Source organism: Micromonospora trifolii (assembly GCF_022229005.1).
In the GTDB taxonomy this organism is placed as follows: Bacteria; Actinomycetota; Actinomycetes; order Mycobacteriales; family Micromonosporaceae; genus Micromonospora; species Micromonospora trifolii.
Genome location: NZ_JAKKFD010000059.1, coordinates 1 through 21,535, shown reverse-complemented (window position 1 = coordinate 21,535; position 21,535 = coordinate 1). Strand labels below are relative to the sequence as shown.

Genomic DNA, 21,535 nt, shown 5'->3' with positions numbered 1-21,535 from the left:
GCAGGCGCGCGGACGCGCAGGGGCGCAGACGCACGGTGGGCGCGTGGTGGCGCGGGCGGCCGGGGTCGCGGGCGGCCGTCGGGGGTGGGGTCAGGCGTTGCGGGCCAGGTGGGTGGTGATCGCTGTGGCGAGGCGGTCGGGGGCTCCGTCCGCGTACCCGATGAAGAGCGACGGCTCGGTCAGCTCCAGCTCGACCAGGACCGGCTCGCCGTCCGGGCCGGGGATCAGGTCGACCCGGGCGTAGAGCAACTGTCGGGTGCCACCGGGCACTGTCGCGAGGGTCTGCTCGGCCACCGCCAGCTGTTCGGGGCGGGCGGTGCGGGCGGTGATCTCTTCGGCCTTGTAGAGCCCGTCCGGGCCGAGGTCCGGCCCGGACAGCATCGGACCCTTGCGGATCGCGTGGCTGAACGCGAGCCCTTCCGGGCCGGCCAGGAAGAGCAGAGCGGTCTCGCCCTCGGTGTCGACGGCACGCAGGTACGGCTGGACCATGGTGACCCGGCCGGCCCCGGAGAGCCGGCGAACGTGTGCGGCGGCCAGGTCCCGGTGTTCCGGGTCGGCCAGGTCGTACCGGCCGGTGTCCTGGCTGCCGGCGCTGACCGCGGGCTTGAGCACGTACTCGCCGGTCTCGGTGGGCAGCTGCCAGCTCTCCCCCGGCCCGATCCACGACGTCGGCACGGTTGGCACCCCGGCGGCGCTCAGCTCGGCGAGGTAGCGCTTGTCGGTGTTCCAGCGGACCACGTCGGCCGGGTTGACCAGCGTCGGCACTGTGGCCGCCCAGGACACGAACTCGTCGCGGCGTAGCGCGTAGTCCCAGGGTGAACGGAGCACGACCAGGTCGTAGGACGACCAGTCGACGTCGGGGTCGTCCCAGACGACGGTCTGGACGGCGACGCCACGGGCGGCGAGCGGGGCGAGGACCAGGCGGTCGTCCGGGTCGAGGTCGGCCAGGTCGGCGCAGGTGACGAGAGCGACCCGGGGTTCCCCCCGGGTCGACTGGTGGTGTGTGGTCAATTCAGCTGTCTATTCAGCGGGCCATCGTGCGGCGAGCCATCGACCGCCAGAGGTCGTTGCTCGGACGCATCTGGTCCATCAGTTCACGCTCCCAGGCGTTCTCGACGGTGACTCCCGCCTTGGCGCACGCCTCCCGGGCGGTGACGGTGTCGTCGGCGAACTGGTCGCCCCACTCACCGTCGGAACCCACCAGGACGATCCGCGCGCCGCGCTTGCCGACGTACTCGATGACCGCCTTCGCGCCGCCGTGTCCGGCCGCGAACGCCTTGAGACCCGCGACCAGGCCTTGGGGCGTCTGCTCGCCGGCGGTCTGCTCGGCCGTCAGCGTCGTATCGGAACCATCTGCCATGACGCGAAGCCTAAGCAGAGTTGCACCCCGTGGGGCGAGAACCATGAACCTTTTGTGATGCCAATTACCTACAGGTTTAAGGACGACCACAGGTTAGCTGTCCGTTTATTTACCGACTTATACGCTCAAAGCACGTCGGGAGATCGCCCTCGAACCACCCCAGGTTGAGCCGATCCGACTCATGCTGAAAGTTACTCTGATGTGACGTTAAACCCGGACAACTCATCCACGTCCGTGATTAGTCAGTAGATCATCGGCGCCGTTCGCCACCGGACTACGCCACGGCGCGCGGCGAAGCCGACGGCCGGAGGCCATCGCATTGGGCGCGAAGGGCAGGGCCGGGCAGGGCGGGACGGGTCAGATCAGCGCGTCGAGCGCGACGGCCACGAAGACGATCGTCAGGTACGTCGTCGACCAGTGGAACAGCCGCATCGGCTTGACCGCCTCGCCGCGCGTCGCGCGCCGGCAGAGCCGGTGTGCCTCGACCACGAAGATGGCCCCCACCACCAGGGTCGGCACCCCGTAGATCGCGCTGAGCCCCAGCGGCCAGACGGCCAGGGAGGTGAGCACCGTGAGCCACGCGAAGATCAGGATCTCGGCGTTCACCCGACGGATCGACGCCACCACGGGCAGCATCGGGATGCCGGCCCGGGCGTAGTCGTCCTTGTACTTCATGGCGAGCGGGTAGAAGTGCGGCATCTGCCAGAAGAAGACCACAGCGAAGAGCCCCCAGGCGGCCGGCGCCAGCGAGCCGGTCACCGCCGCCCACCCGATCAGCACCGGTGCCGCCCCGCAGGCGCCGCCCCAGAAGGTGTTCGTCGGGGTGGAGCGCTTGAGCCACAGGGTGTAGACGAGGTCGTAGTAGGCGATCGCGGCGAGGGTCAGCCCGGCGGCCAGCAGGTTGGTGAACGCCGCCATCAGGGCCACCGACACCGCCGCCAGCACCAGACCGAAGATCAACGCGCTTCGCGGCGACACCGTGTGCGCCGGCAGCGGCCGACGCTTGGTACGCCGCATCAGCTGGTCGATGTCGCGGTCGATGTAGCAGTTGAGAACGCTGGCCGCGCCGGCGGCGAGCGAGCCGCCGATCAGCACGATGGCCATCAGCCACAGCGACGGCAGCCCGCCCTCGGCGAGCATCATCGCCGGGACGGTGGTGACCAGCAGCAACTCGACGATCCGCGGCTTGGTGAGCGCCACGTACGCCGACAGGACAGCGCGTACGTCCCGCCGGGCCACCGGGCCCTCGGCCGCCCGCGCCGGGTGTTGCCCGGCCGGGTTGCTCGCGGGGCGCTCGGTGATCATGCTCACGGATTGCCACCTTCCGGCATCGGGCACGGGGAGATCGGATTGGTCGGGACCGCTCGGGCCCGCATACCGCCCCACACACTACGCGTCGTCGTTTTGGCTGCCCGGCCGACCCGACAACGGTGCGGGCCGTCACACCACCGGGTTGAACCGAGCATCCGGATGGTCACGTGGCGCACACCATGCGCAGATCCCCGGGCGCACGTTTAGGGACGCTCGATAAGGTCATCGGTGAGGGTTCCGCCCATCTGCCGAGGAGCACAACCATCGTGGCTGTTAAACGACCCGAGCACTCCGCACTGAACTGGTCCGACCTCGATCGCCGGGCCGTAGACACCGTCCGCGTGCTGGCCATGGACGCCGTAGAGAAATCCGGCAACGGTCACCCGGGCACCGCGATGAGCCTCGCGCCCGCGGCGTACCTCCTCTTCAACCGCGTCATGCGGCACAACCCGGCCGACCCGAACTGGCCCGGCCGCGACCGGTTCGTCCTCTCCGCGGGGCACTCCAGCCTGACGCTCTACATCCAGCTGTTCCTCTCCGGTTACCCGCTGAGCCTGGATGACCTCAAGTCGCTGCGGCAGTGGGGCTCGCAGACGCCGGGGCACCCCGAGCACGGGCACACGCCGGGTGTGGAGACCACCACCGGCCCGCTCGGGCAGGGTCTGGGCAACGCTGTCGGCATGGCCATGGCGGCCCGCCGCGAGCGCGGCCTGTTCGACCCCGAGTCCGAGCTCGGCGCGTCCGTCTTCGACCACGACATCTGGTGCATCGTCTCCGACGGTGACGTCGAGGAGGGCATCAGCCACGAGGCCAGCGCCCTCGCCGGGCACCAGCAGCTGGGCAACCTCACGGTGATCTACGACGACAACGAGATCTCCATCGAGGACGACACCCGGATCGCCAAGAGCGAGGACGTGGCCGCCCGCTACGAGGCGTACGGCTGGCACGTGCAGACCGTCGACTGGCGCAGCGGCGACGCCGACCAGGGCGACTACCACGAGGACGCCGAGGCGCTGTACGCGGCGCTGGTGGCCGCCAAGGCGGAGACCGCCCGCCCCTCCTTCATCGCGCTGCGCACCATCATCGGCTGGCCCGCGCCCAACAAGCAGAACACCGGCAAGATCCACGGTTCGGCGCTCGGCGCCGACGAGGTGAAGGCCACCAAGCGCATCCTCGACTTCGACCCGGAGCAGACCTTCCAGGTCGACGAGGAGGTGCTCAGCCACGCCCGCACGGTGATGGGCCGCGGCTCCGACGCCCAGCAGGAGTGGACCACCGCGTTCGACGCCTGGAAGAAGGCCAACCCGGAGCGCACCGCGCTCTACGAGCGGCTGGCTGGCCACGTACTCCCCGATGGCTGGACCGACGCGTTGCCGGTCTTCCCCGCGGACGCCAAGGGGGTGGCCACCCGGGCGGCCTCCGGCAAGGTGCTGGAGGCGCTCGCGCCGGTGCTCCCGGAGCTGTGGGGCGGCTCGGCCGACCTGGCCGAGAGCAACAACACCACGATGAAGGGCGAGCCGTCGTTCATCCCGGCCGCGCACGCCACCAAGGACTTCCCCGGCCACGAGTACGGTCGCACGCTGCACTTCGGCATCCGTGAGCACGCCATGGGCGCGATCCTCAACGGCATCGCCCTGCACGGTGGCACCCGCCCGTACGGCGGCACGTTCCTGGTCTTCAGCGACTACATGCGTCCGTCGGTGCGGCTGGCCGCGCTGATGAAGCTGCCGGTGACCTACGTCTGGACGCACGACTCGATCGGCCTCGGCGAGGACGGCCCGACCCACCAGCCGGTGGAGCACCTGACCGCGCTGCGCGCCATCCCGGGCCTGGACGTGGTGCGTCCGGCGGACGCCAACGAGACCGCCTGGGCCTGGCGGCAGGCGCTGGAGCACACGGACCGTCCCACCGCGCTGGCGCTGAGCCGTCAGCCGCTGCCGACCATGGACCGCGACGTCCTGGGCGGCGCGGAGGGCGTGGCCAAGGGCGGCTACGTGCTGGCCGAGGCGTCCAACGGCAAGCCTCAGGTGATCATCGTTGGCACCGGTTCCGAGGTGCAGCTCTGCCTGACCGCCCGGGAGCGGCTGGAGGCCGACGGCACCCCGACCCGGGTCGTCTCGATGCCCTGCCAGGAGTGGTTCTACGAGCAGGACGAGGCGTACCGGGAGTCGGTGCTCCCACGCGGGGTAAAGGCACGGGTGAGCGTGGAAGCGGGCATCGCGATGTCCTGGCGCGGTGTCGTCGGTGACCTGGGCGAGAGCGTGAGCCTGGAGCACTACGGAGCGAGCGCCCCGCACACCGTGCTCTTCGAGCAGTTCGGGTTCACCCCCGACCGGATCGTGGCGGCAGCACACGCCTCGCTGGCCCGGGTGGGCGACATCACCGGTTTCACCACCGGCAACTGAGGGAGCGTGGATGGCATGACGGACAAGCTGAATGAGCTCACCGCCGCGGGTGTGGCGGTCTGGCTCGACGATCTTTCCCGGGTGCGTTTGAGCTCCGGCGGGCTGGACCAGCTGCGCCGCGAGAAGCACGTGGCCGGTGTCACCACCAACCCGACGATCTTCGCCAAGGCGCTGAGCGACGCCGACGAGTACAACTGGCAGCTGCGCGATCTCGCCACCCGTGGCATCGAGGTCGAGGAGTCGGTGCGCATGCTCACCACGTACGACGTGCGGTGGGCCTGTGACGTGATGCGCCCGTCGTACGACGGCAGCGACGGTGTCGACGGCCGGGTCTCCATCGAGGTGGACCCCCGGGTGGCGCACGACAGCGACCGGACGGTGGCCGAGGCCAAGGCCCTGTGGTGGCTGGTCGACCGCCCCAACCTCTACATCAAGATCCCGGCCACCGAGGAGGGCCTGTCGGCGATCACCGACACGCTCGCCGAGGGGATCAGCGTCAACGTCACGCTGATCTTCGGTCTGGACCGCTACTCGGCGGTCATGGAGGCGTTCCTCACCGGTCTGGAGAAGGCCAAGGCCAACGGCCACGACCTGTCGAAGATCGGCTCGGTGGCGTCGTTCTTCGTCTCCCGGGTCGACGCCGAGGTCGACAAGAGGCTGGAGAAGATCGGCTCCGAGCAGGCCAAGTCGCTCCGGGGCAAGGCAGCCGTCGCCAACGCCCAACTGGCGTACGAGCGCTACACCGAGGTGTTCTCCTCGGACCGTTGGAAGGCGCTCGCCGCCGCCGGCGCGCATCCGCAGCGGCCGCTCTGGGCCTCCACCTCGACGAAGAACCCGGACTACCGGGACACCATCTACGTCGAGGAGCTGATCGCCCCCGGCACTGTCAACACCATGCCGGAGTCGGTCATCCACGCGTACGCCGATCACGGCGAGACCCGCGGCGACACCATCACCGGCGCCTACGACGCGGCCCGGAAGGTCTTCGCGGACCTGGAGTCGGTCGGGGTGGACATGGACGACGTGATCGTCACCCTGGAGCGCGAGGGCGTGGAGAAGTTCGAGGCCAGCTGGCAGGAGCTGCTCGACGGGGTCCGCAAGTCGCTGGAGGCCGCAGCCAAGGGCACGGGAGCGCCGAACAAGGCGGCCAAGGGCAACGCCAAGGCCGCCGAGAAGGCCGGTGGCGCATGAGCGATCTACTTAGTGGGCCGGTGGAGGCAGCCGCCGGGCTCTCCGTCTACGGCGCGGAGGCTGTCGACAAGTCCGCGCCCGCCTCGACCCGGGACGCGCTGGTCAAGGCCGGCGTCCCGGGCAAGCTGGCGGGCAAGGACGCGAGCCTGTGGGGCCCGGACGCCGAGGCCGAGGCGAAGGTCCGGCTGGGCTGGGTGGACACCCACCGGCGCAGCCGGGAGCTGCTGGTGCAGCTGGCCGAGCTGACCTCGGAGCTGGCCGACCTGGATCATGTGGTGCTCGCCGGCATGGGCGGCTCGTCCCTCGCGCCCGAGGTGATCACCCGGACGCTGGGTCGCCCGTTGACGGTGCTGGACACCACCGACCCGGGCCAGGTCCGGGCGGCGCTCGGTGACCGGCTGGAGCGCACCGTCGTGGTGGTGGCCAGCAAGTCCGGGTCGACGGTGGAGACCGACAGCCACCGGCGCGCGTACTGGCAGGCGTTCCTGGACGCCGGAATGACCGAGGCGGAGGCCGGCCGGCACTTCGTCATCGTCACCGACCCGGGTTCGCCGCTGGAGACCACAGCGGCCGAGATGGGCGCGTTCACAGTGCTCGCCGACCCGAACGTCGGCGGTCGCTACTCGGCGCTCACCGCGTTCGGTCTGGTGCCCTCGGCGCTGGCCGGGGTCGAGGTCGCCGAACTGCTCGACCAGGCCGACGCGCTGGCCACGTCGCTCGGCGCGGACCAGAACAACCCGGCGCTCGCGCTGGGCGCCGCCCTGGGCGCCGCGGCCACGCTGGCCCGGGACAAGGTCGCCCTGATCTCCGACGGCACCGGCATCGACGGGCTCGGCGACTGGGCCGAGCAGCTGATCGCCGAGTCGACAGGCAAGGCCGGGGTGGGCATCCTGCCAGTGGTCGTGGAGTCCCCGCAGAGCCCCGGCGCCACCGGCGCGGACGTGCTGACCGTCACCTACGGCGGCGCGCTGGCCCCCGGTGACGTGCCGGGCGGCGGCGCCACCCCGGACGTGGCCGTCAACGGCCCGCTCGGCGCGCAGTTCCTGGCCTGGGAGTACGCCACCGCGGTGGCCGGCGTGGTGCTCGGCATCGACCCGTTCAACCAGCCGAACGTGACCGAGTCCAAGGAGAACACCAACAAGATCCTGGCCTCGGGCCTGCCGGCGGAGACGCCGTCGTTCACCGAGGGCGCGATCGAGGTGTACGCCCCGCAGGGCGCCCCCGGGGACCTGGCCGGTGTGCTGCGCTGGCTGCTCGACGGGCTGGGCGACGACGGTTACCTCGCGGTCATGGCGTACCTCGACCGGTTCGCCGACGCCGACGCGGCCCGGCTGCGGTCGCTGCTGGCCCAGGCGGGCGGCCGGCCGGTCACCTTCGGTTGGGGTCCGCGGTTCCTGCACTCGACGGGCCAGTACCACAAGGGCGGCCCGCAGGTGGGCAGCTACCTCCAGGTGACCGGCGCGGTCGCCGAGGACCTTGCGGTGCCGGGCAAGCCGTACACCTTCGGTGAGTTGCAGGCGGCGCAGGCCGCCGGGGACCGGCAGGCTCTCGCCGGTCGGGAGCGGCCGCTGCTGCGGTTGCACCTGACCGACCGGGCCGCCGGTGTCGCCCAACTACTGGACGCGGCAGGTGATCTGCGGGCGTGAGGATGGACGACGTGACTGAAGCGGAGCGAGGAGATGGCTCGGTGAACCCGCTGCGCGATCCGCAGGACCGCCGGTTGCCCCGGATCCCGGAGCCCTGCGCTCTGGTGATCTTCGGGGTGACCGGCGACCTGGCCCGCAAGAAGCTGCTCCCCGCGGTCTACGACCTGGCCAACCGGGGGCTGCTGCCGCCGGGCTTCGTGGTGCTCGGTTTCGCGCGCCGCGACTGGGGTGACGGCGACTTCGAGACGTTGGCCTGCGAGGCTGCCCGCAAGCACGCCCGCACCCCGTGGCGGGACGAGGTGTGGGCGCGGCTGGCCGGCAACATCAAGTTCGTCGGCGGGTCGTTCGACGACGACGACGCCTTCGACCAGCTCGCCTCGACGCTTGACGATCTGCGTCAGACCCACGGCATCGCCGGCAACGCGGCGTTCTACTTCTCCATCCCGCCGGCCGCGTTCCCCGTCGTGCTCAAGCAGCTGGCCCGCACCGGGATGGCCGACAACGACAAGTCCGGCGGTTGGCGCCGGGTCGTGGTGGAGAAGCCGTTCGGCAACGACCTGCCCTCGGCGAAGGCGCTCAACGACCTCGTCGACGACGTGTTCACCCGGCAGGACGTCTTCCGGATCGACCACTACCTGGGCAAGGAGACGGTTCAGAACATCCTCGCCCTGCGGTTCGCCAACAACCTGTTCGAGCCGCTGTGGAACTCCAAGTACGTCGACTCGGTGCAGATCACCATGGCCGAGGACGTCGGCATCGGCACCCGCGCCGGCTTCTACGACACCGTCGGCACCGCCCGCGACGTGTTGCAGAACCACCTCCTCCAGCTTCTCGCCCTGGTGGCGATGGAGGAGCCGACCAGCTTCGACGCCGACGAGATCCGGGCCGAGAAGCTGAAGGTGCTCAAGGCCATCACCCTGCCCAAGGACGTCGCCCGGGACACCGTCCGTGGTCAGTACCTGCCCGGCTGGGTCGGCGGCGAACGCGCTGTCGGTTACCTGGACGAGCGGGACGTCCCCGCCGACTCCACCACTGAGACGTACGTGGCGGTGCGGTTGGGCATCCAGAACCGCCGCTGGGCGGAGGTGCCGTTCTACATCCGGGCCGGCAAGCGGCTGCCCCGGCGGGTCACCGAGGTCGCCATCATGTTCAAGAAGGCGCCGCACCTGCCGTTCAACGACGCCGACATGGAGTCGCTGGGCAACAACCAGCTGGTCATCCGGGTGCAGCCGGACGAGGGCGTCGTGCTCAAGTTCGGCTCGAAGGTGCCGGGAACGACAATGGAGGTCCGCGACATCGCGATGGACTTCCAGTACGGCGAGGCGTTCACCGAGTCCAGCCCCGAGGCGTACGAGCGTCTGGTGCTGGACGTGCTGATCGGCGACCGCACCCTGTTCCCGGACGCGGCCGAGGTCGAGCAGAGCTGGCAGGTGATCGACCCCCTGGAGCACGCCTGGGAAGGCACCACCCCGGAGCCGTACCGGGCCGGCGAGTGGGGCCCCCGGGCCTCCGACGAGATGCTGGCCCGCGAGGGCCGCGCCTGGAGACGAGCATGATCGGGCTGTGGGACACCACCGGCAACGAGGTGGTCAAGGCGCTCGCCGCCGAGCGGCGCAGCGCCGGCGGTGTGGCCAGCGGCATGGCGCTCACCCTCATCGTGGTCGTGGACGAGAAGCGGGTCCGGGAGGCGGAGGCCGCGGCGACGATCGCCGCCGCCGCGCACCCGTGCCGCCTCGTGGTGGTGGTCCGCTCGGAGATCGAGCGGGACCGCAACCGACTGGACGCGGAGATCGTGGTCGGTGGCCGGCTCGGCCCGTGCGAGGCGGTGGTCACCCGGATGTACGGCCGGTTGTCCCTGCACGCCGAGTCGGTCGTGATGCCGCTGCTCGTTCCCGACGTACCGGTGGTCACCTGGTGGCACGGCGAGCCACCGGCGGAGATCGCCACCGACTTCCTCGGGGTGGTGGCCGACCGGAGGATCACCGACTCCGCGCAGGCCGCCGACCCGGTGGAGGCGTTGCGGCAGCGTGCCCGGGACTACGCCCCGGGCGACACCGACCTGGCGTGGACCCGGATCACCCCGTGGCGCACCCTGGTCGCCGGGGCGTTCGACACCACCAACGCCCAGGTCACCGAGGCGACCATCGTCGCGCCGGCCACCGACCCGACGGCGGCGCTGATGGCCGGTTGGCTGTCCAGCCGGCTCGGCATCACCCCACACCGGGTGGACGACAACGAGTTCCCCCGGATGCGGGAGGTGCAGCTCAGCTGCGCCAACGGCGACCAGCTGTCGCTGACCCGCGAGGACAGCATGGCCGTGTTCCGGCGGACGGGCCAGGACGACCGGGCCCTGCCGCTGGTGCGCCGCCCGCTCGGCGACGAACTGGCCGAGGAACTGCGCCGGCTGGACGCCGACCAGGTGTACGCGGAGGCGCTGGGCGCGACCGTCGGGCTGCGGGGGTTGGAGCAGCGCCCCGCGCAGCGGGTCCACGTCTGGAAGGATCCGGCCACCGCACGGCGCGCCGAGGCCGGGGTCACAGCGCACGTCGGCACGAGCGGCGAGGGCTGAGCCCCAGCCGGGGCACGACGTCGGGCAGGGCCGGTACGCACCGGCCCTGCCCCGCAATCTCCGGGGTTCCTGCCCCACCACCTCGGGCACACCGCCCCGGGCACGACAGCGACCGCCTCGCGGTCGGGAAACGAAGGCGCAACCATGAGTGAGGCGAGTGTTGCCGTCCACGCCGACGCCGACCTGCTGGCGCAGGCCGTGGCGGCCCGGTTGCTGGTGAAGCTGCTCGACGCCCAGGCCGACCGGGGCGAAGCCTCGGTGGTGCTCACCGGAGGTCGGGTCGCCGCGGCCGTGTACAGGGCGGTGGCGACGCTGCCGGCCCGCGACGCGGTGGACTGGTCCCGGGTCGACGTGTGGTGGGGCGACGAACGGTTCCTGCCCGCCGGTGACCCGGACCGCAACGAGACGCAGGCCCGCGCCGCCCTGCTGGACGTGGTGCCGCTGGATTCGGCCCGGGTGCACGCGATGCCGGCCTCGGACGGCCCGGCCGGCAACGACCCCGAGGCGGCGGCCGCCGCGTACGCGGAGGAGCTGGCCCGCGCCGCCCGGCCCGGGAACGCCACCCTGCCGCACTTCGACGTGCTGATGCTGGGAGTCGGCGAGGACGGCCACGTGGCCTCGGTCTTCCCCGAGCACCCGGTGGGCTACGAGACCCGGCCGGTCAGCGCGGTGCGGGGCAGCCCCAAGCCGCCGCCGACGCGGACCACCCTCACCCTGCCGGCGATCAACACCGCCGAGGAGGTCTGGCTGGTGGCCGCCGGAGCCGACAAGGCTCGCGCGGTGGGTATGGCGTTGGCCGGCGCCGGGCCGGTGCAGTTGCCGGCGGCCGGCGTACACGGGGTGAACCGCACCCGCTGGCTGCTGGACCGGGCGGCCGCAGCCGACGTACCCGTCCGACTACGCAGCCTGCGCTGAGCGCGCGGAGGGGCCCGCTACTCGCCGCGTCGACGGCGTAGTGCGGCGAGCGCCTCGGCGAGCAGGGCCTCCCCCTCCTCGGCGGTGCGCCGCTCCTTCACGTACGCCAGGTGGCTCTTGTACGGTTCGGCGCGGACCCGACCCGGCGGGTTCTGGGCGTCCCGGCCTGCGGGTAGGCCACAGCGGGGACAGTCCCACAGAGGTGGCGGTTCGACGTCCGCGGCGATCCGGATGTCGACCCGGTGATCGTTACGGCACCAGTAGCTGACGTCCTGTCGGGGGGCGGGTTGGTGCCGCTCGTCCGGGCGCATCGGTGCGGACCCGACCCGGGCTCCCCGGATAACGTTGCCATTCGGCACGGCTGCTCGCTCCTGTCGTCGGAGGGGACCCGCCGTCTTCGGGGGTGGAGCGGCGGGCGACGCGGTGCAGCGGAGAAAAGCCTGCGCGCGGCCCGTCGAGTGACGAACCGCGCGCAGATTGTACGACTTACTGAGCCTGCTCAGGCGCCGCTGTTCATTTGGAGGCGCAGCCAGAGCCCGAGCCCGATGATCGCGGCGAACCAGACGACGCTCACCAGAACGGTGTAACGGTCCAGGTTCTTCTCCGCGACCGAGGAGCCGGCGAGGCTGGAGCTGACGCCACCGCCGAACATGCTCGACAGACCACCGCCCTTGCCGCGGTGCAGCAGGATCAGCAGGGTGAGCAGAATGCTCGTGATGACCAGCAACACGATCAACGTGTATGCGAACCAGATCGGCATGGCTGGGGTCAGTTCCTCTCGTAGCGATCCTCGCCCGGTCTGATCGGGCACGGCGGCACCGACCGGCGGACGGGCGGTGTCAAGGATACCGAGCGATCAGCGGGCGAGGTGCTCCGGGAACCGGCAGATCTGAGCGAATTCCTCGGCGTCGAGGCTGGCGCCCCCCACCAGGCCCCCGTCCACGTCCGGTTGGGCCATGATCGAGGCGATGTTGGACGCCTTGACCGAGCCGCCGTAGAGGACCCGAACCTGGTCGGCGGTCTCCTGGTCGAAGCGTTCCGCCAGTCGCTGACGCACCGCCCCGCAGACCTCCTGGGCGTCGTCCGGAGTCGCGGTCTTGCCCGTGCCGATCGCCCAGACCGGCTCGTACGCGATCACGACCTGCCGCACCTGCTCGGGGGTGAGCCCGGCGAGGCCACCGTCGAGCTGGTCGGAGCAGTGCGCCACGTGGGTGCCCTGCTCGCGGACGTCCAGCCCCTCCCCCACGCACAGGATCGGCGTCAGGCCGTGCGTCAGCGCCGCCTTGACCTTGGCGTTGACCAGCGCGTCGTCCTCGTTGTGGTAGGCCCGCCGCTCGGAGTGCCCGACCACCACGTACGTGCAGCCGAGCTTCGCCAGCAGCGGCCCGGAGATGTCCCCGGTGTACGCGCCGGACGCGTGCGGGGAGAGGTCCTGCCCGCCGTAGCCGATCAGCAGCTTGTCGCCGTCCACAGCGGTCTGCACGGTGCGCAGGTCGGTGAAGGGCGGCAGCACTACCGTCTCGACGGCGGTGAGCTGCTTCTCGGTGAGGCTCGCCGCCAGCTTCTGCACCAGCAGGTTGGCCTCGAGGTGGTTGAGGTTCATCTTCCAGTTGCCGGCCATCAGCGGCCGGCGGGTGGTGCTCGACATTCAGTTCTCCAGGGCCGCGATGCCGGGGAGGGTCTTGCCCTCGAGGTATTCCAGGGAGGCGCCACCACCGGTGGAGATGTGCCCGAAGGACGACTCGTCCAGCCCCAGGGCGCGGACGGCCGCTGCGGAGTCACCGCCGCCGACGACGCTGAACGCGTCGGCCTTGGTGATCGCCTCGGCGATCCCCCGGGTGCCCGCCGCGAAGGCCGGCATCTCGAACACGCCCATCGGGCCGTTCCAGAAGATCGTCTTCGCCTGGGACAGCGTGGCGCTGAAGCCGGCCACCGTCTCCGGGCCGACATCCAGGCCGAGCCGGTGGCTCGGGATGCCGTCGACCCGCACGGTGTCGTGCGCCGCGTCCGGGGCGAACGCGTCCGCGACCACCACGTCGACCGGAAGCATGATCTTGCCGCCGGACCGCTCCAGCAGGTTGCGGCAGGTCTCGACCATGTCCTTCTCGAGCAGCGAGGTGCCCACCTCCAGGCCCTGGGCCTTGAGGAAGGTGAAGCACATCCCGCCACCGATGAGCAGCCGGTCGACAGTCGGCAGCAGAGCCTCGATCACGGCGAGCTTGTCGGACACCTTCGACCCACCGAGCACCACCACGTACGGGCGCTCCGGGGCACCGGTGAGCTTGGAGAGCACCTCGACCTCACGCAGCACCAGCCGGCCCGCGACGTGCGGCAACCGGGCCGGCACGTCGAAGACACTGGCGTGCTTGCGGTGCACGGCACCGAACGCGTCGTCCACGTACGCGTCGCCGAACGCGGCGAGCTGGTCGGCGAAGGCACCCCGCTCGGTCTCGTCCTTGCTGGTCTCACCGGCGTTGAAACGCAGGTTCTCCAGCAGGGCGACCTGGCCGTCGGCCAGGTCCGCGACGGTGGAGCGGGCGGAATCACCGACGGTGTCGGTGGCGAAGTGCACCGGCGCGCCGAGCAGCTCACCGAGCCGCCCGGCGACCGGGCCCAAGCTGAACTGCGGGTCCGGAGCACCCTTCGGGCGGCCCAGGTGCGAGCAGACGACCACCTTCGCGCCGGCCTCGACCAGCGCGCCGAGAGTCGGCAGCACCGCGCGGATCCGGCCGTCATCAGTGATGGCACCGGTCTGCTTGTCGAGCGGGACGTTCAGGTCGGCGCGCACCAGCACGCGCCGACCCGACACCCCCTCGGCGAGCAGGTCGTCGAGGGTTCGGATGCTCACAGCGACGAACCGACCAGCTTGACGAGGTCGACCAGCCGGTTGGAGTAGCCCCACTCGTTGTCGTACCAGCCGACGACCTTGACCTGGTTGCCGACGACCTTGGTCAGCGGCGCGTCGAAGATGCACGACGCCGGGTCGGTCACGATGTCGCTGGAGACGATCGGGTCCTCGTTGTAGACCAGGATGCCCTTGAGCGGGCCGTCCGCGGCGGCCTTCAGCGCGGCGTTGACCTCGTCCACGGTGGTCTCGCGACCCACGTTGACGGTGAGGTCGGTGACCGAGCCGGTCGGGATCGGCACCCGCAGGGCGTACCCGTCGAGCTTGCCCTTGAGGTCCGGCAGGACCAGGCCGATCGCCTTGGCGGCGCCGGTCGAGGTCGGCACGATGTTCAGCGCGGCGGCCCGGGCCCGACGCAGGTCCGAGTGCGGCGCGTCCTGGAGGTTCTGGTCCTGGGTGTACGCGTGGATCGTCGTCATCAGACCGTGCTTGATGCCGAACGTGTCGTGCAGGACCTTCGCCATCGGGGCGAGGCAGTTGGTGGTGCACGAGGCGTTGGAGATGATGGTGTGCTTCGCCGGGTCGTAGGTGTCGTGGTTGACACCCATGACGACGGTGACGTCCTCGTTCTTCGCCGGGGCGGAGATGATGACCTTCTTGGCCCCGCCGTCGACGTGCGCCTTGGCCTTGGTGGCGTCGGTGAAGAAGCCGGTCGACTCGATGACGACGTCGGCGCCGACCTCGCCCCACGGCAGCTTCGACGGGTCCTTCTCGGCGTACGCCTTGATGGTCTTGCCACCGACGGTGATCTCGTCGGCGGTGGCCTTGACCTCGTACGGCAGGCGACCGAGGATGCTGTCGTACTTGAGCAGGTGGGCGAGCGTGGCGTTGTCGGTCAGGTCGTTCACCGCCACGACCTCGATGTCGGCGTCAGACGCCAGCACTGCCCGGAAGAAGTTACGGCCGATTCGGCCAAAGCCGTTGATGCCAACCCGGATGGTCACAGGTCCCATCTCCTCGCGTTCTGGTCCGCCGGCTTCAGACAACGGGCCGGCGGGAATGGTGTGCGCCGACCGTTGGAGCCGGCCGTCGACGGTTCATCTCGGCCACCCCGCCGCGCGGTCTGAGGACCTGACCGCCCGAGGCGGTGGGGCACGACGAGGAGTGCCGGTGTCGGCCCCCTTGCCGTACGCAGCGACCCTATCCGAGCGTGCGAGACCACGCTGCGCCGGGTCGTGCACCCGGACGCACCGTGCGGCCCCACCGTCCTATCAGACCACGAGCATGTCGGGCGTGACGGCTGCTTCCGTATCCGGGATGCCAAGGTCGCGGGCCCGCTTGTCGGCCAGCGCCAGGAGCCGGCGGATCCGCCCTGCGATGGCGTCCTTGGTCAGCGGGGGGTCGGCGAGGGCTCCCAACTCCTCCAGCGACGCCTGCCGGTGCTCCAGACGCAGCCGACCGGCGTCGGTCAGGTGGTTGGGCGCCTCCTCGGCGAGGATCTCCAGCGCACGGGTGACCCGGGCGGCCGCGGCGACCGCCGCCCGCGCCGAACGGCGCAGGTTGGCGTCGTCGAAGTTGGCGAGCCGGTTGGCGGTGGCCCGCACCTCGCGGCGTACCCGGCGCTCCTCCCAGGCCAGCACGCTGGAGTGCGCGCCGATCCGGGTGAGCAGCGCGGCGATCGCGTCACCGTCCTTGACGACCACCCGGTCCACTCCGCGTACCTCACGGTTCTTCGCGGTGATGCCGATGCGGCGGGCCGCGCCGACCAGCGCCAGCGCCGACTCCGGCCCCGGGCAGGTGATCTCCAGCGCGCTGGAGCGGCCCGGCTCGGTGAGCGAGCCGTGCGCCATGAACGCGCCCCGCCACGCGGAGACCGCGCAGCAGACGTTGGCCGCCACCACGTGCGGAGGCAGCCCGCGCACCGGACGACCCCGCACGTCGAGCAGGCCGGTCTGCCGCGCGAGGGCCTCACCGTCCTTGACCACCCGCACGATGAAGTGGCTGCCCTTGCGCAGCCCACCGGAGGCCAGCACGTGGATCTCGCTGGGGTAGCCGTAGACCTCGGCGACCTCACGGCGCAGCCGCCGGGCCACCGCCCCGGTGTCCAGTTCAGCCTCCACCACCACACGGCCGGAAACGATGTGCAGCCCGCCGGCGAAGCGCAGCAGCGCGGCCATCTCCGCCCGCCGACAGCAGGGCTTGGGCACGTCGACCCGACTCAGCTCGTCCTTGACCGCGGCCGTCATCGCCATTGTGCGTCCCCTCACGGACCTGTTCCGGCGTGTCGCCGGAGATTACGTACGTGTCTAACGATCGGCACCCAGGACAGGCACCAGCGCGGCGCCCAGGGCAGCCGGATCATGGCGGGGAGTCCCGTCGACAACGGCGACGGGAGCGAGGACCAGGCGGGCACCCAGCGATTCTGCCGCACGTTCGACCGGTTCGGGGTCACCCACCGCCTTGCCATCGGCAAGCACAAGATCCACCTTGAGCTCGGGCAGGTACCAGTGCAGCGCCGCGAGATGATCGGCGACGGAGAGCCCGAGAGTCTCCTTCTCCGCGGCGAGGTTCAGCGTGACCAGCCGCCGCGCCGAGGTGGACACGATCGCGTCGGCCAACTGCGGCACCAGCAGGTGCGGAAGCACGCTCGTGTACCAGCTGCCCGGCCCGAAGATCAACCAATCGGCCGCCCGGATCGCCTCGATGGCCTCGGCGCAGGCCGGTGGGGCGCTCGGGGTGAGGCGCAGCGACTCGACCCGCCCGGTGGTGACAGCCACCTGGTGCTGGCCACTGACAGTGCGCACCTCGTCCGGGGCGGCCGGGTCGGCACCGCGTACCCGTGCCTCGATGCCGACCGGCTGGCGGGACATCGGCAACACCCGACCCACGGCGCCGAGCATCGCGCCGGCGTGCTCCAGCGCGGCCACCGGGTCGCCGAGCAGCTCCATGAGGCCGCAGAGCACCAGATTGCCCACCGCGTGCCCGCTCAGACCGTCGGTCCCGGCCGACGCCCCGTCGGTGCCGCGCCGGGCCGCGCCGTCCCGGTCCGGGTCGCCGCCCGCCGCCGGGCCCGGGCCGGTCGCGCCAGATCCGGGTACGCCCACCGGTACGGCGGCGAAGCGGTGCTGGAACAGCCCGGCGCTGCGCCGGGTGGCCGGGTGGTCCCCGGCCAACGCCACCAGCGCCTGGCGCAGATCTCCCGGTGGCAGGCCACCCCGCTCGGCCCGCAGCCGACCACTGGAGCCGCCGTCGTCACCCACCGTGACCACCGCTGTGATGTCGAGGTCGAGTTCCGGAGCGCAGTGGCGCAGCGCACGCAACGAGGCGGACAGCCCGTGCCCGCCGCCGAATGCCACCACCCGCCGGGCCGTCATTCCCGCCCCAGGTCGCGGTGCTGGGCGTTCGCCGCCAACCCGGAGTGACGCAGTCGGCTGGCCAGCTCCTCGGCGATGGCCACACTGCGGTGCTTGCCGCCGGTGCAGCCCACGGCGACGGTGAGGTACCGCTTGCCCTCCCGCTCGAAGCCGGTAGTGGTGGCGTTGACCAGGTCGGCGTACGAGGCGACGAAGGCGTCCGCGCCCTCCTGGCCGAGCACGTACGCGCTGACCGCCTCCTCCCGCCCGGTGTGCTCCCGCAACTCCGGCACCCAGTACGGATTCGGCAGGAAGCGGGCGTCCAACACGAAGTCAGCGTCCGGTGGCAGGCCGTACTTGAAGCCGAACGACAGCACGGTGACCCGCAGCCGGCGGGCGTCCTCGCCGCCGAACAGCTCCTCGATGCGCCGCCGGAGCTGGTTGACGTTCAGGTGGCTGGTGTCGATGATCACGTCGGCCTGGTCGCGGGCCTCCTCCAGCAGACCGCGCTCCACAGCGATGCCGTCGGCCAGCCGCCCGTCACCCTGCAACGGGTGCGAACGCCGAACACTCTCGAACCGCCGGATCAACACCTCGTCGTCGGCGTCGACGAAGACCACCCGGGGCGAGAACCCGCGCTCCTTGAGCTCCCGGATCGCCCCGGCCAGGTCGGTGGAGAAGGCCCGCGACCGCACGTCCAGCACCATCGCGGTACGCCGGGCCGCGCCGCCCGCCTTGAACGCCAGCTCGGCCATGTCCAGCATCAGGGCCTGCGGCAGGTTGTCCACGACGTAGTAGCCGACGTTCTCCAACGCCCGGGCCACAGTGCTGCGGCCACCTCCGGAGAGGCCGGTGACCACCACGAGGGTGGTCTCCGACTCTGCCGCCACCTGCTCGTCATCGGCATCCGGGCCGTCGATCCGGTCACCGGCTGTGCGCGCCTCGCTCACCCGTACCCCCAAGCCGTGGCGCCGCGGCCACCCTGGCCGCGATTGGTCAATCAGCGACTCTATCCCGCCACCGGGTCGCGGCCCGGCACCCGTGGCCGGGCGGCGGCCCGCGGACCGTCTCGAGGGTCGCCCTCCCGACAGCGCGCACGCTTGATGACGATCAGTAGTTGTCAATACGCTCAACGTGATCGTCGCAGGTCAGACCGATATCTGGAGGGTGCGATGCACGACCTGGCGGACAAGAACAAGTACGTCGGCTTCCTGTTCATGCGAATCAGCCCCGAGTACTTCGCCCTCGGCCGCGAGGGCATCCACGAGATCTCCGCCGAGCACGCCCGCGACCTGGGCCGCTTCGCCAAGCAGCTCACCCACGTCGTCTGCACCGGGGTGAACGGCAAGTACGACCAGGTCACCATGGTCGAGGCCGACACCCTCGAGGAGATCAACGCGGCGGCCACCGCCTTCCGCATGGGCAACAAGGCCCGCTACATCGAGATCGTCGACATCGTGGTCGGGATGAAGGCCCCGCCGCGCGGCCTGGCCAACCGGTCCAGCCAGCCCGGCTGACCGCGTCGCCCGTCCGGTCCACCCGATCCGGGTGCGCCGGGCGGGCGCTGTCGGCGTCGGCTCGTAGACTCCCCGGATGGCTTCTCCCACCGACCTGCGTACCGCCTCCGAGGCCCTGGACGTGCTGGGCCGGGTCTTCGGCTACGACGCGTTCCGTGGTTTCCAGCAGGACGTGATCGACCATGTGGTCGCCGGCGGCGACGCGCTGGTGTTGATGCCCACCGGTGGCGGCAAGTCCCTGTGCTACCAGATCCCGGCCCTGGTCCGCGACGGGGTCGCCGTCGTCGTGTCCCCGCTGATCGCGCTCATGCAGGACCAGGTGGACGCCCTCACCGCGGTCGGCGTACGCGCCGGGTTCCTCAACTCGACCCAGACCCTGGACGCCCGGCGGCGGGTGGAGGCCGCCTTCGTCGCCGGCGAGCTGGACCTGCTCTACCTGGCCCCGGAGGCGCTCGGCGTCCGGTCCACCCTCGCACTGCTCGACCGGGGGCGCATCTCCCTGTTCGCTATCGACGAGGCGCACTGCGTGTCCCAGTGGGGGCACGACTTCCGCCCCGACTATCTCGCGCTGTCGATGCTGCACGAACGCTGGCCGCAGGTGCCCCGCATCGCCCTGACCGCCACCGCGACCAGCGCCACCCGCACCGAGATCGCGACCCGGCTCAACCTCGACGACGCCCGGCACTTCGTGGCCAGCTTCGACCGGCCCAACATCCAGTACCGGATCGTGCCCAAACGGGAGCCCCGCAAGCAGTTGCTGACCCTGCTGCGCGACGAGCACCCCGGCGACGCCGGCATCGTCTACTGCCTGTCCCGGGCCTCGGTCGACAAGACGGCGGAGTTCCTCACCGCCAACGGGGTCGCCGCGCTGCCCTACCACGCGGGGTTGGACGCGGGCACCCGCGCTCGCAACCAGCAGCGCTTCCTGCGCGAAGACGGCCTGGTCATGGTGGCCACCATCGCCTTCGGCATGGGCATCGACAAGCCCGACGTCCGGTTCGTCGCCCACCTCGACCTGCCCAAGTCCGTCGAGGGCTACTACCAGGAGACCGGCCGCGCCGGCCGGGACGGCCTGCCGTCCACCGCCTGGCTGGCGTACGGGCTTCAGGACGTGGTCCAGCAACGCAAGATGATCGAGACGTCCGACGGCGACCTCGCCCACCGCCGCAACCTGGCCTCGCACCTGGACGCGATGCTCGCCCTCTGCGAGACGGTGCGCTGCCGGCGGGTCCAGTTGCTCGAATACTTCGGCGAGACGTCGACGGCCGCCTGCGGCAACTGCGACACCTGCCTCACCCCACCGGAGTCCTGGGACGGCACCGTCGCCGCCCAGAAGTTGCTCTCCGCCGTCTTCCGCCTCGACCGCGAACGCAACCAGCACTTCGGCGCCGGGCACTGCATCGACATCCTGCTCGGCAAGCAGACCGACAAGATCAGCCAGTACGGTCACGACTCGCTGACCGTCTTCGGCATCGGCGCCGAGCACAGCGAGGCCGAGTGGCGGGGCGTGGTCCGGCAACTGCTCGCCGAAGGGCTCCTCGCCGTGGAGGGCGACTACGGCACGCTGGCGCTGACCGAGGCGAGCGCCGACGTCCTCGGTCGCCGCCGCACGGTGACCATGCGCCGCGAGCCGGAGAAGCCAGCATCGAGCCGCTCATCGAAGCCGCGCGGCGCGTCCACAGTCGTGGCCGAGCTGACCCCGGCCGCCGCGTCGCTGTTCGAACGGCTGCGAGCCTGGCGCGCGACCACCGCCAAGGAGCAGGGCGTCCCTGCGTACGTCATCTTCCACGACGCCACGCTGCGACAGATCGCCAGCGACGCGCCCAGCACACTGGCCGACCTGTCTGGGGTCAACGGGGTCGGCGAGAACAAACTCGCCAAGTACGGCGAGCAGATCCTGACCGTCCTCTCCACCGACTGAGGTCATGCCGAAGGGCCGGGCCCCGTGGTGGGTCCGGCCCTTCGGTCATGTGCTGCTGGTGTGTTCGGCGGTCAGCTGGTGGCGTAGCCGCGGGTGGCGATCCAGTCGGCGAGGTGTTCGACGCTGATCTGGTAGGCGGCTTGGTTGGGGTCGGCGGAGTCGGCGATGGTGACGGTGTTGCCGTTGTCGTGGTAGCCGACGACGCTGATGTAGTGCCCGCCTTCGTAGGAGTGGGTGGTGCCGTCGGTGTCGGTGCTGGTGCCGGCGATGTTCGCGACGACGGCCCGGCCGTCGTCGACGGTCTTGACGATGTCGGCGCGCAGCGTGTCGGTCTGCTTGGCGTCGGCGTCGGGGGTGCTGATTTCTACGGACCGGTGGGCGTTGGTCGGCCCGAGATTGGATGAGAGTCGTGTAGGGAACGAGAGTAGAACCTGTGGCTCCTCGGATCATTATAAGAACAAAAGAAACTAAGCGTGTATGTATCACGACTGTCTCGTCGATG

19 protein-coding genes and 1 pseudogene are annotated in these 21,535 nt (G+C 70.9%); 8 read left to right on the top strand and 12 right to left on the bottom strand.

Annotation, left to right across the window (positions count from 1 at the left end):
* Positions 1-90 precede the first annotated feature (90 nt).
* The 3 genes from NIE79_RS30080 to NIE79_RS30070 form a co-directional block, all read right to left on the bottom strand.
* Entirely contained in the window at positions 91-1,011 is a 921-nt protein-coding gene (locus NIE79_RS30080; protein WP_238681785.1) for an ATP-grasp domain-containing protein, read from the bottom strand.
* Positions 1,012-1,024: 13 nt separating this feature from the next.
* Positions 1,025-1,360, bottom strand: a complete 336-nt coding sequence (locus NIE79_RS30075; RefSeq protein WP_088949242.1) for a hypothetical protein — start codon at positions 1,358-1,360, stop codon at positions 1,025-1,027.
* Positions 1,361-1,717: 357 nt separating this feature from the next.
* A complete protein-coding gene (locus NIE79_RS30070; RefSeq protein WP_238681784.1) occupies positions 1,718-2,671 on the bottom strand; it encodes a heme o synthase in 954 nt (317 codons plus the stop codon).
* A gap of 266 nt (positions 2,672-2,937) precedes the next feature.
* Here NIE79_RS30070 and tkt point away from each other — a divergent pair, with 266 nt between their 5' ends.
* From tkt to pgl, 6 genes are all read left to right on the top strand, one after another.
* A complete protein-coding gene (tkt, locus tag NIE79_RS30065) occupies positions 2,938-5,076 on the top strand; it encodes a transketolase (RefSeq protein ID WP_238681783.1) in 2,139 nt (712 codons plus the stop codon).
* Between the two features lie 15 nt (positions 5,077-5,091).
* Positions 5,092-6,267, top strand: coding sequence for a transaldolase (gene tal / locus NIE79_RS30060; RefSeq protein ID WP_238681782.1), 1,176 nt, complete (start codon positions 5,092-5,094; stop codon positions 6,265-6,267).
* Positions 6,264-7,913 (top strand): phosphoglucose isomerase-related protein, encoded by a 1,650-nt coding sequence (locus tag NIE79_RS30055; RefSeq protein ID WP_238681781.1) that lies wholly within the window; start codon positions 6,264-6,266, stop codon positions 7,911-7,913. The genes tal and NIE79_RS30055 overlap by 4 nt, the downstream gene beginning before the upstream one ends.
* Before the next feature lie 2 nt (positions 7,914-7,915).
* Entirely contained in the window at positions 7,916-9,469 is a 1,554-nt protein-coding gene (zwf, locus tag NIE79_RS30050) for a glucose-6-phosphate dehydrogenase (RefSeq protein ID WP_238681780.1), read from the top strand.
* Positions 9,466-10,482, top strand: a complete 1,017-nt coding sequence (locus NIE79_RS30045) for a glucose-6-phosphate dehydrogenase assembly protein OpcA (protein WP_238681779.1) — start codon at positions 9,466-9,468, stop codon at positions 10,480-10,482. The genes zwf and NIE79_RS30045 overlap by 4 nt, the downstream gene beginning before the upstream one ends.
* Before the next feature lie 144 nt (positions 10,483-10,626).
* A complete protein-coding gene (gene pgl / locus NIE79_RS30040) occupies positions 10,627-11,397 on the top strand; it encodes a 6-phosphogluconolactonase (protein ID WP_238681778.1) in 771 nt (256 codons plus the stop codon).
* Between the two features lie 17 nt (positions 11,398-11,414).
* On the opposite strand, the gene NIE79_RS30035 is transcribed toward pgl, so the two are convergent.
* The 8 genes from NIE79_RS30035 to rapZ form a co-directional block, all read right to left on the bottom strand.
* Complete coding sequence (locus tag NIE79_RS30035) at positions 11,415-11,756, bottom strand: RNA polymerase-binding protein RbpA (protein WP_091403668.1); 342 nt, start codon at positions 11,754-11,756, stop codon at positions 11,415-11,417.
* A 140-nt stretch (positions 11,757-11,896) separates the two neighbouring features.
* Positions 11,897-12,157 (bottom strand): preprotein translocase subunit SecG, encoded by a 261-nt coding sequence (gene secG, locus NIE79_RS30030; protein ID WP_121653040.1) that lies wholly within the window; start codon positions 12,155-12,157, stop codon positions 11,897-11,899.
* Between the two features lie 96 nt (positions 12,158-12,253).
* Positions 12,254-13,045 (bottom strand): triose-phosphate isomerase, encoded by a 792-nt coding sequence (gene tpiA / locus NIE79_RS30025; RefSeq protein ID WP_238681776.1) that lies wholly within the window; start codon positions 13,043-13,045, stop codon positions 12,254-12,256.
* Positions 13,046-14,245 carry a phosphoglycerate kinase gene (locus tag NIE79_RS30020; protein ID WP_238681775.1) on the bottom strand — a complete coding sequence of 400 codons (1,200 nt, stop codon included), beginning with the start codon at positions 14,243-14,245 and terminating at the stop codon, positions 13,046-13,048. It abuts the gene before it with no gap.
* Positions 14,242-15,246, bottom strand: coding sequence for a type I glyceraldehyde-3-phosphate dehydrogenase (gap, locus tag NIE79_RS30015; protein WP_238681774.1), 1,005 nt, complete (start codon positions 15,244-15,246; stop codon positions 14,242-14,244). The genes NIE79_RS30020 and gap overlap by 4 nt, the downstream gene beginning before the upstream one ends.
* 267 nt (positions 15,247-15,513) lie before the next feature.
* Positions 15,514-16,494, bottom strand: a complete 981-nt coding sequence (gene whiA, locus NIE79_RS30010; RefSeq protein ID WP_238681773.1) for a DNA-binding protein WhiA — start codon at positions 16,492-16,494, stop codon at positions 15,514-15,516.
* A gap of 54 nt (positions 16,495-16,548) precedes the next feature.
* Positions 16,549-17,616, bottom strand: coding sequence for a gluconeogenesis factor YvcK family protein (locus tag NIE79_RS30005; RefSeq protein WP_238681772.1), 1,068 nt, complete (start codon positions 17,614-17,616; stop codon positions 16,549-16,551).
* Positions 17,613-18,515, bottom strand: a complete 903-nt coding sequence (rapZ, locus tag NIE79_RS30000; RefSeq protein WP_238681786.1) for an RNase adapter RapZ — start codon at positions 18,513-18,515, stop codon at positions 17,613-17,615. The genes NIE79_RS30005 and rapZ overlap by 4 nt, the downstream gene beginning before the upstream one ends.
* 252 nt (positions 18,516-18,767) lie before the next feature.
* On the opposite strand from rapZ, the gene NIE79_RS29995 reads away from it, so the two are divergent.
* Together NIE79_RS29995 and recQ are read left to right on the top strand one after the other, a co-directional pair.
* Positions 18,768-19,112, top strand: coding sequence for a hypothetical protein (locus NIE79_RS29995; protein WP_091403656.1), 345 nt, complete (start codon positions 18,768-18,770; stop codon positions 19,110-19,112).
* Positions 19,113-19,188: 76 nt separating this feature from the next.
* A complete protein-coding gene (gene recQ / locus NIE79_RS29990) occupies positions 19,189-21,033 on the top strand; it encodes a DNA helicase RecQ (protein ID WP_238681771.1) in 1,845 nt (614 codons plus the stop codon).
* 71 nt (positions 21,034-21,104) lie between these two features.
* On the opposite strand, the pseudogene NIE79_RS29985 reads toward recQ, so the two are convergent.
* Positions 21,105-21,416, bottom strand: a pseudogene (locus NIE79_RS29985) (C39 family peptidase); the annotation flags it as partial.
* Positions 21,417-21,535 lie beyond the last annotated feature (119 nt).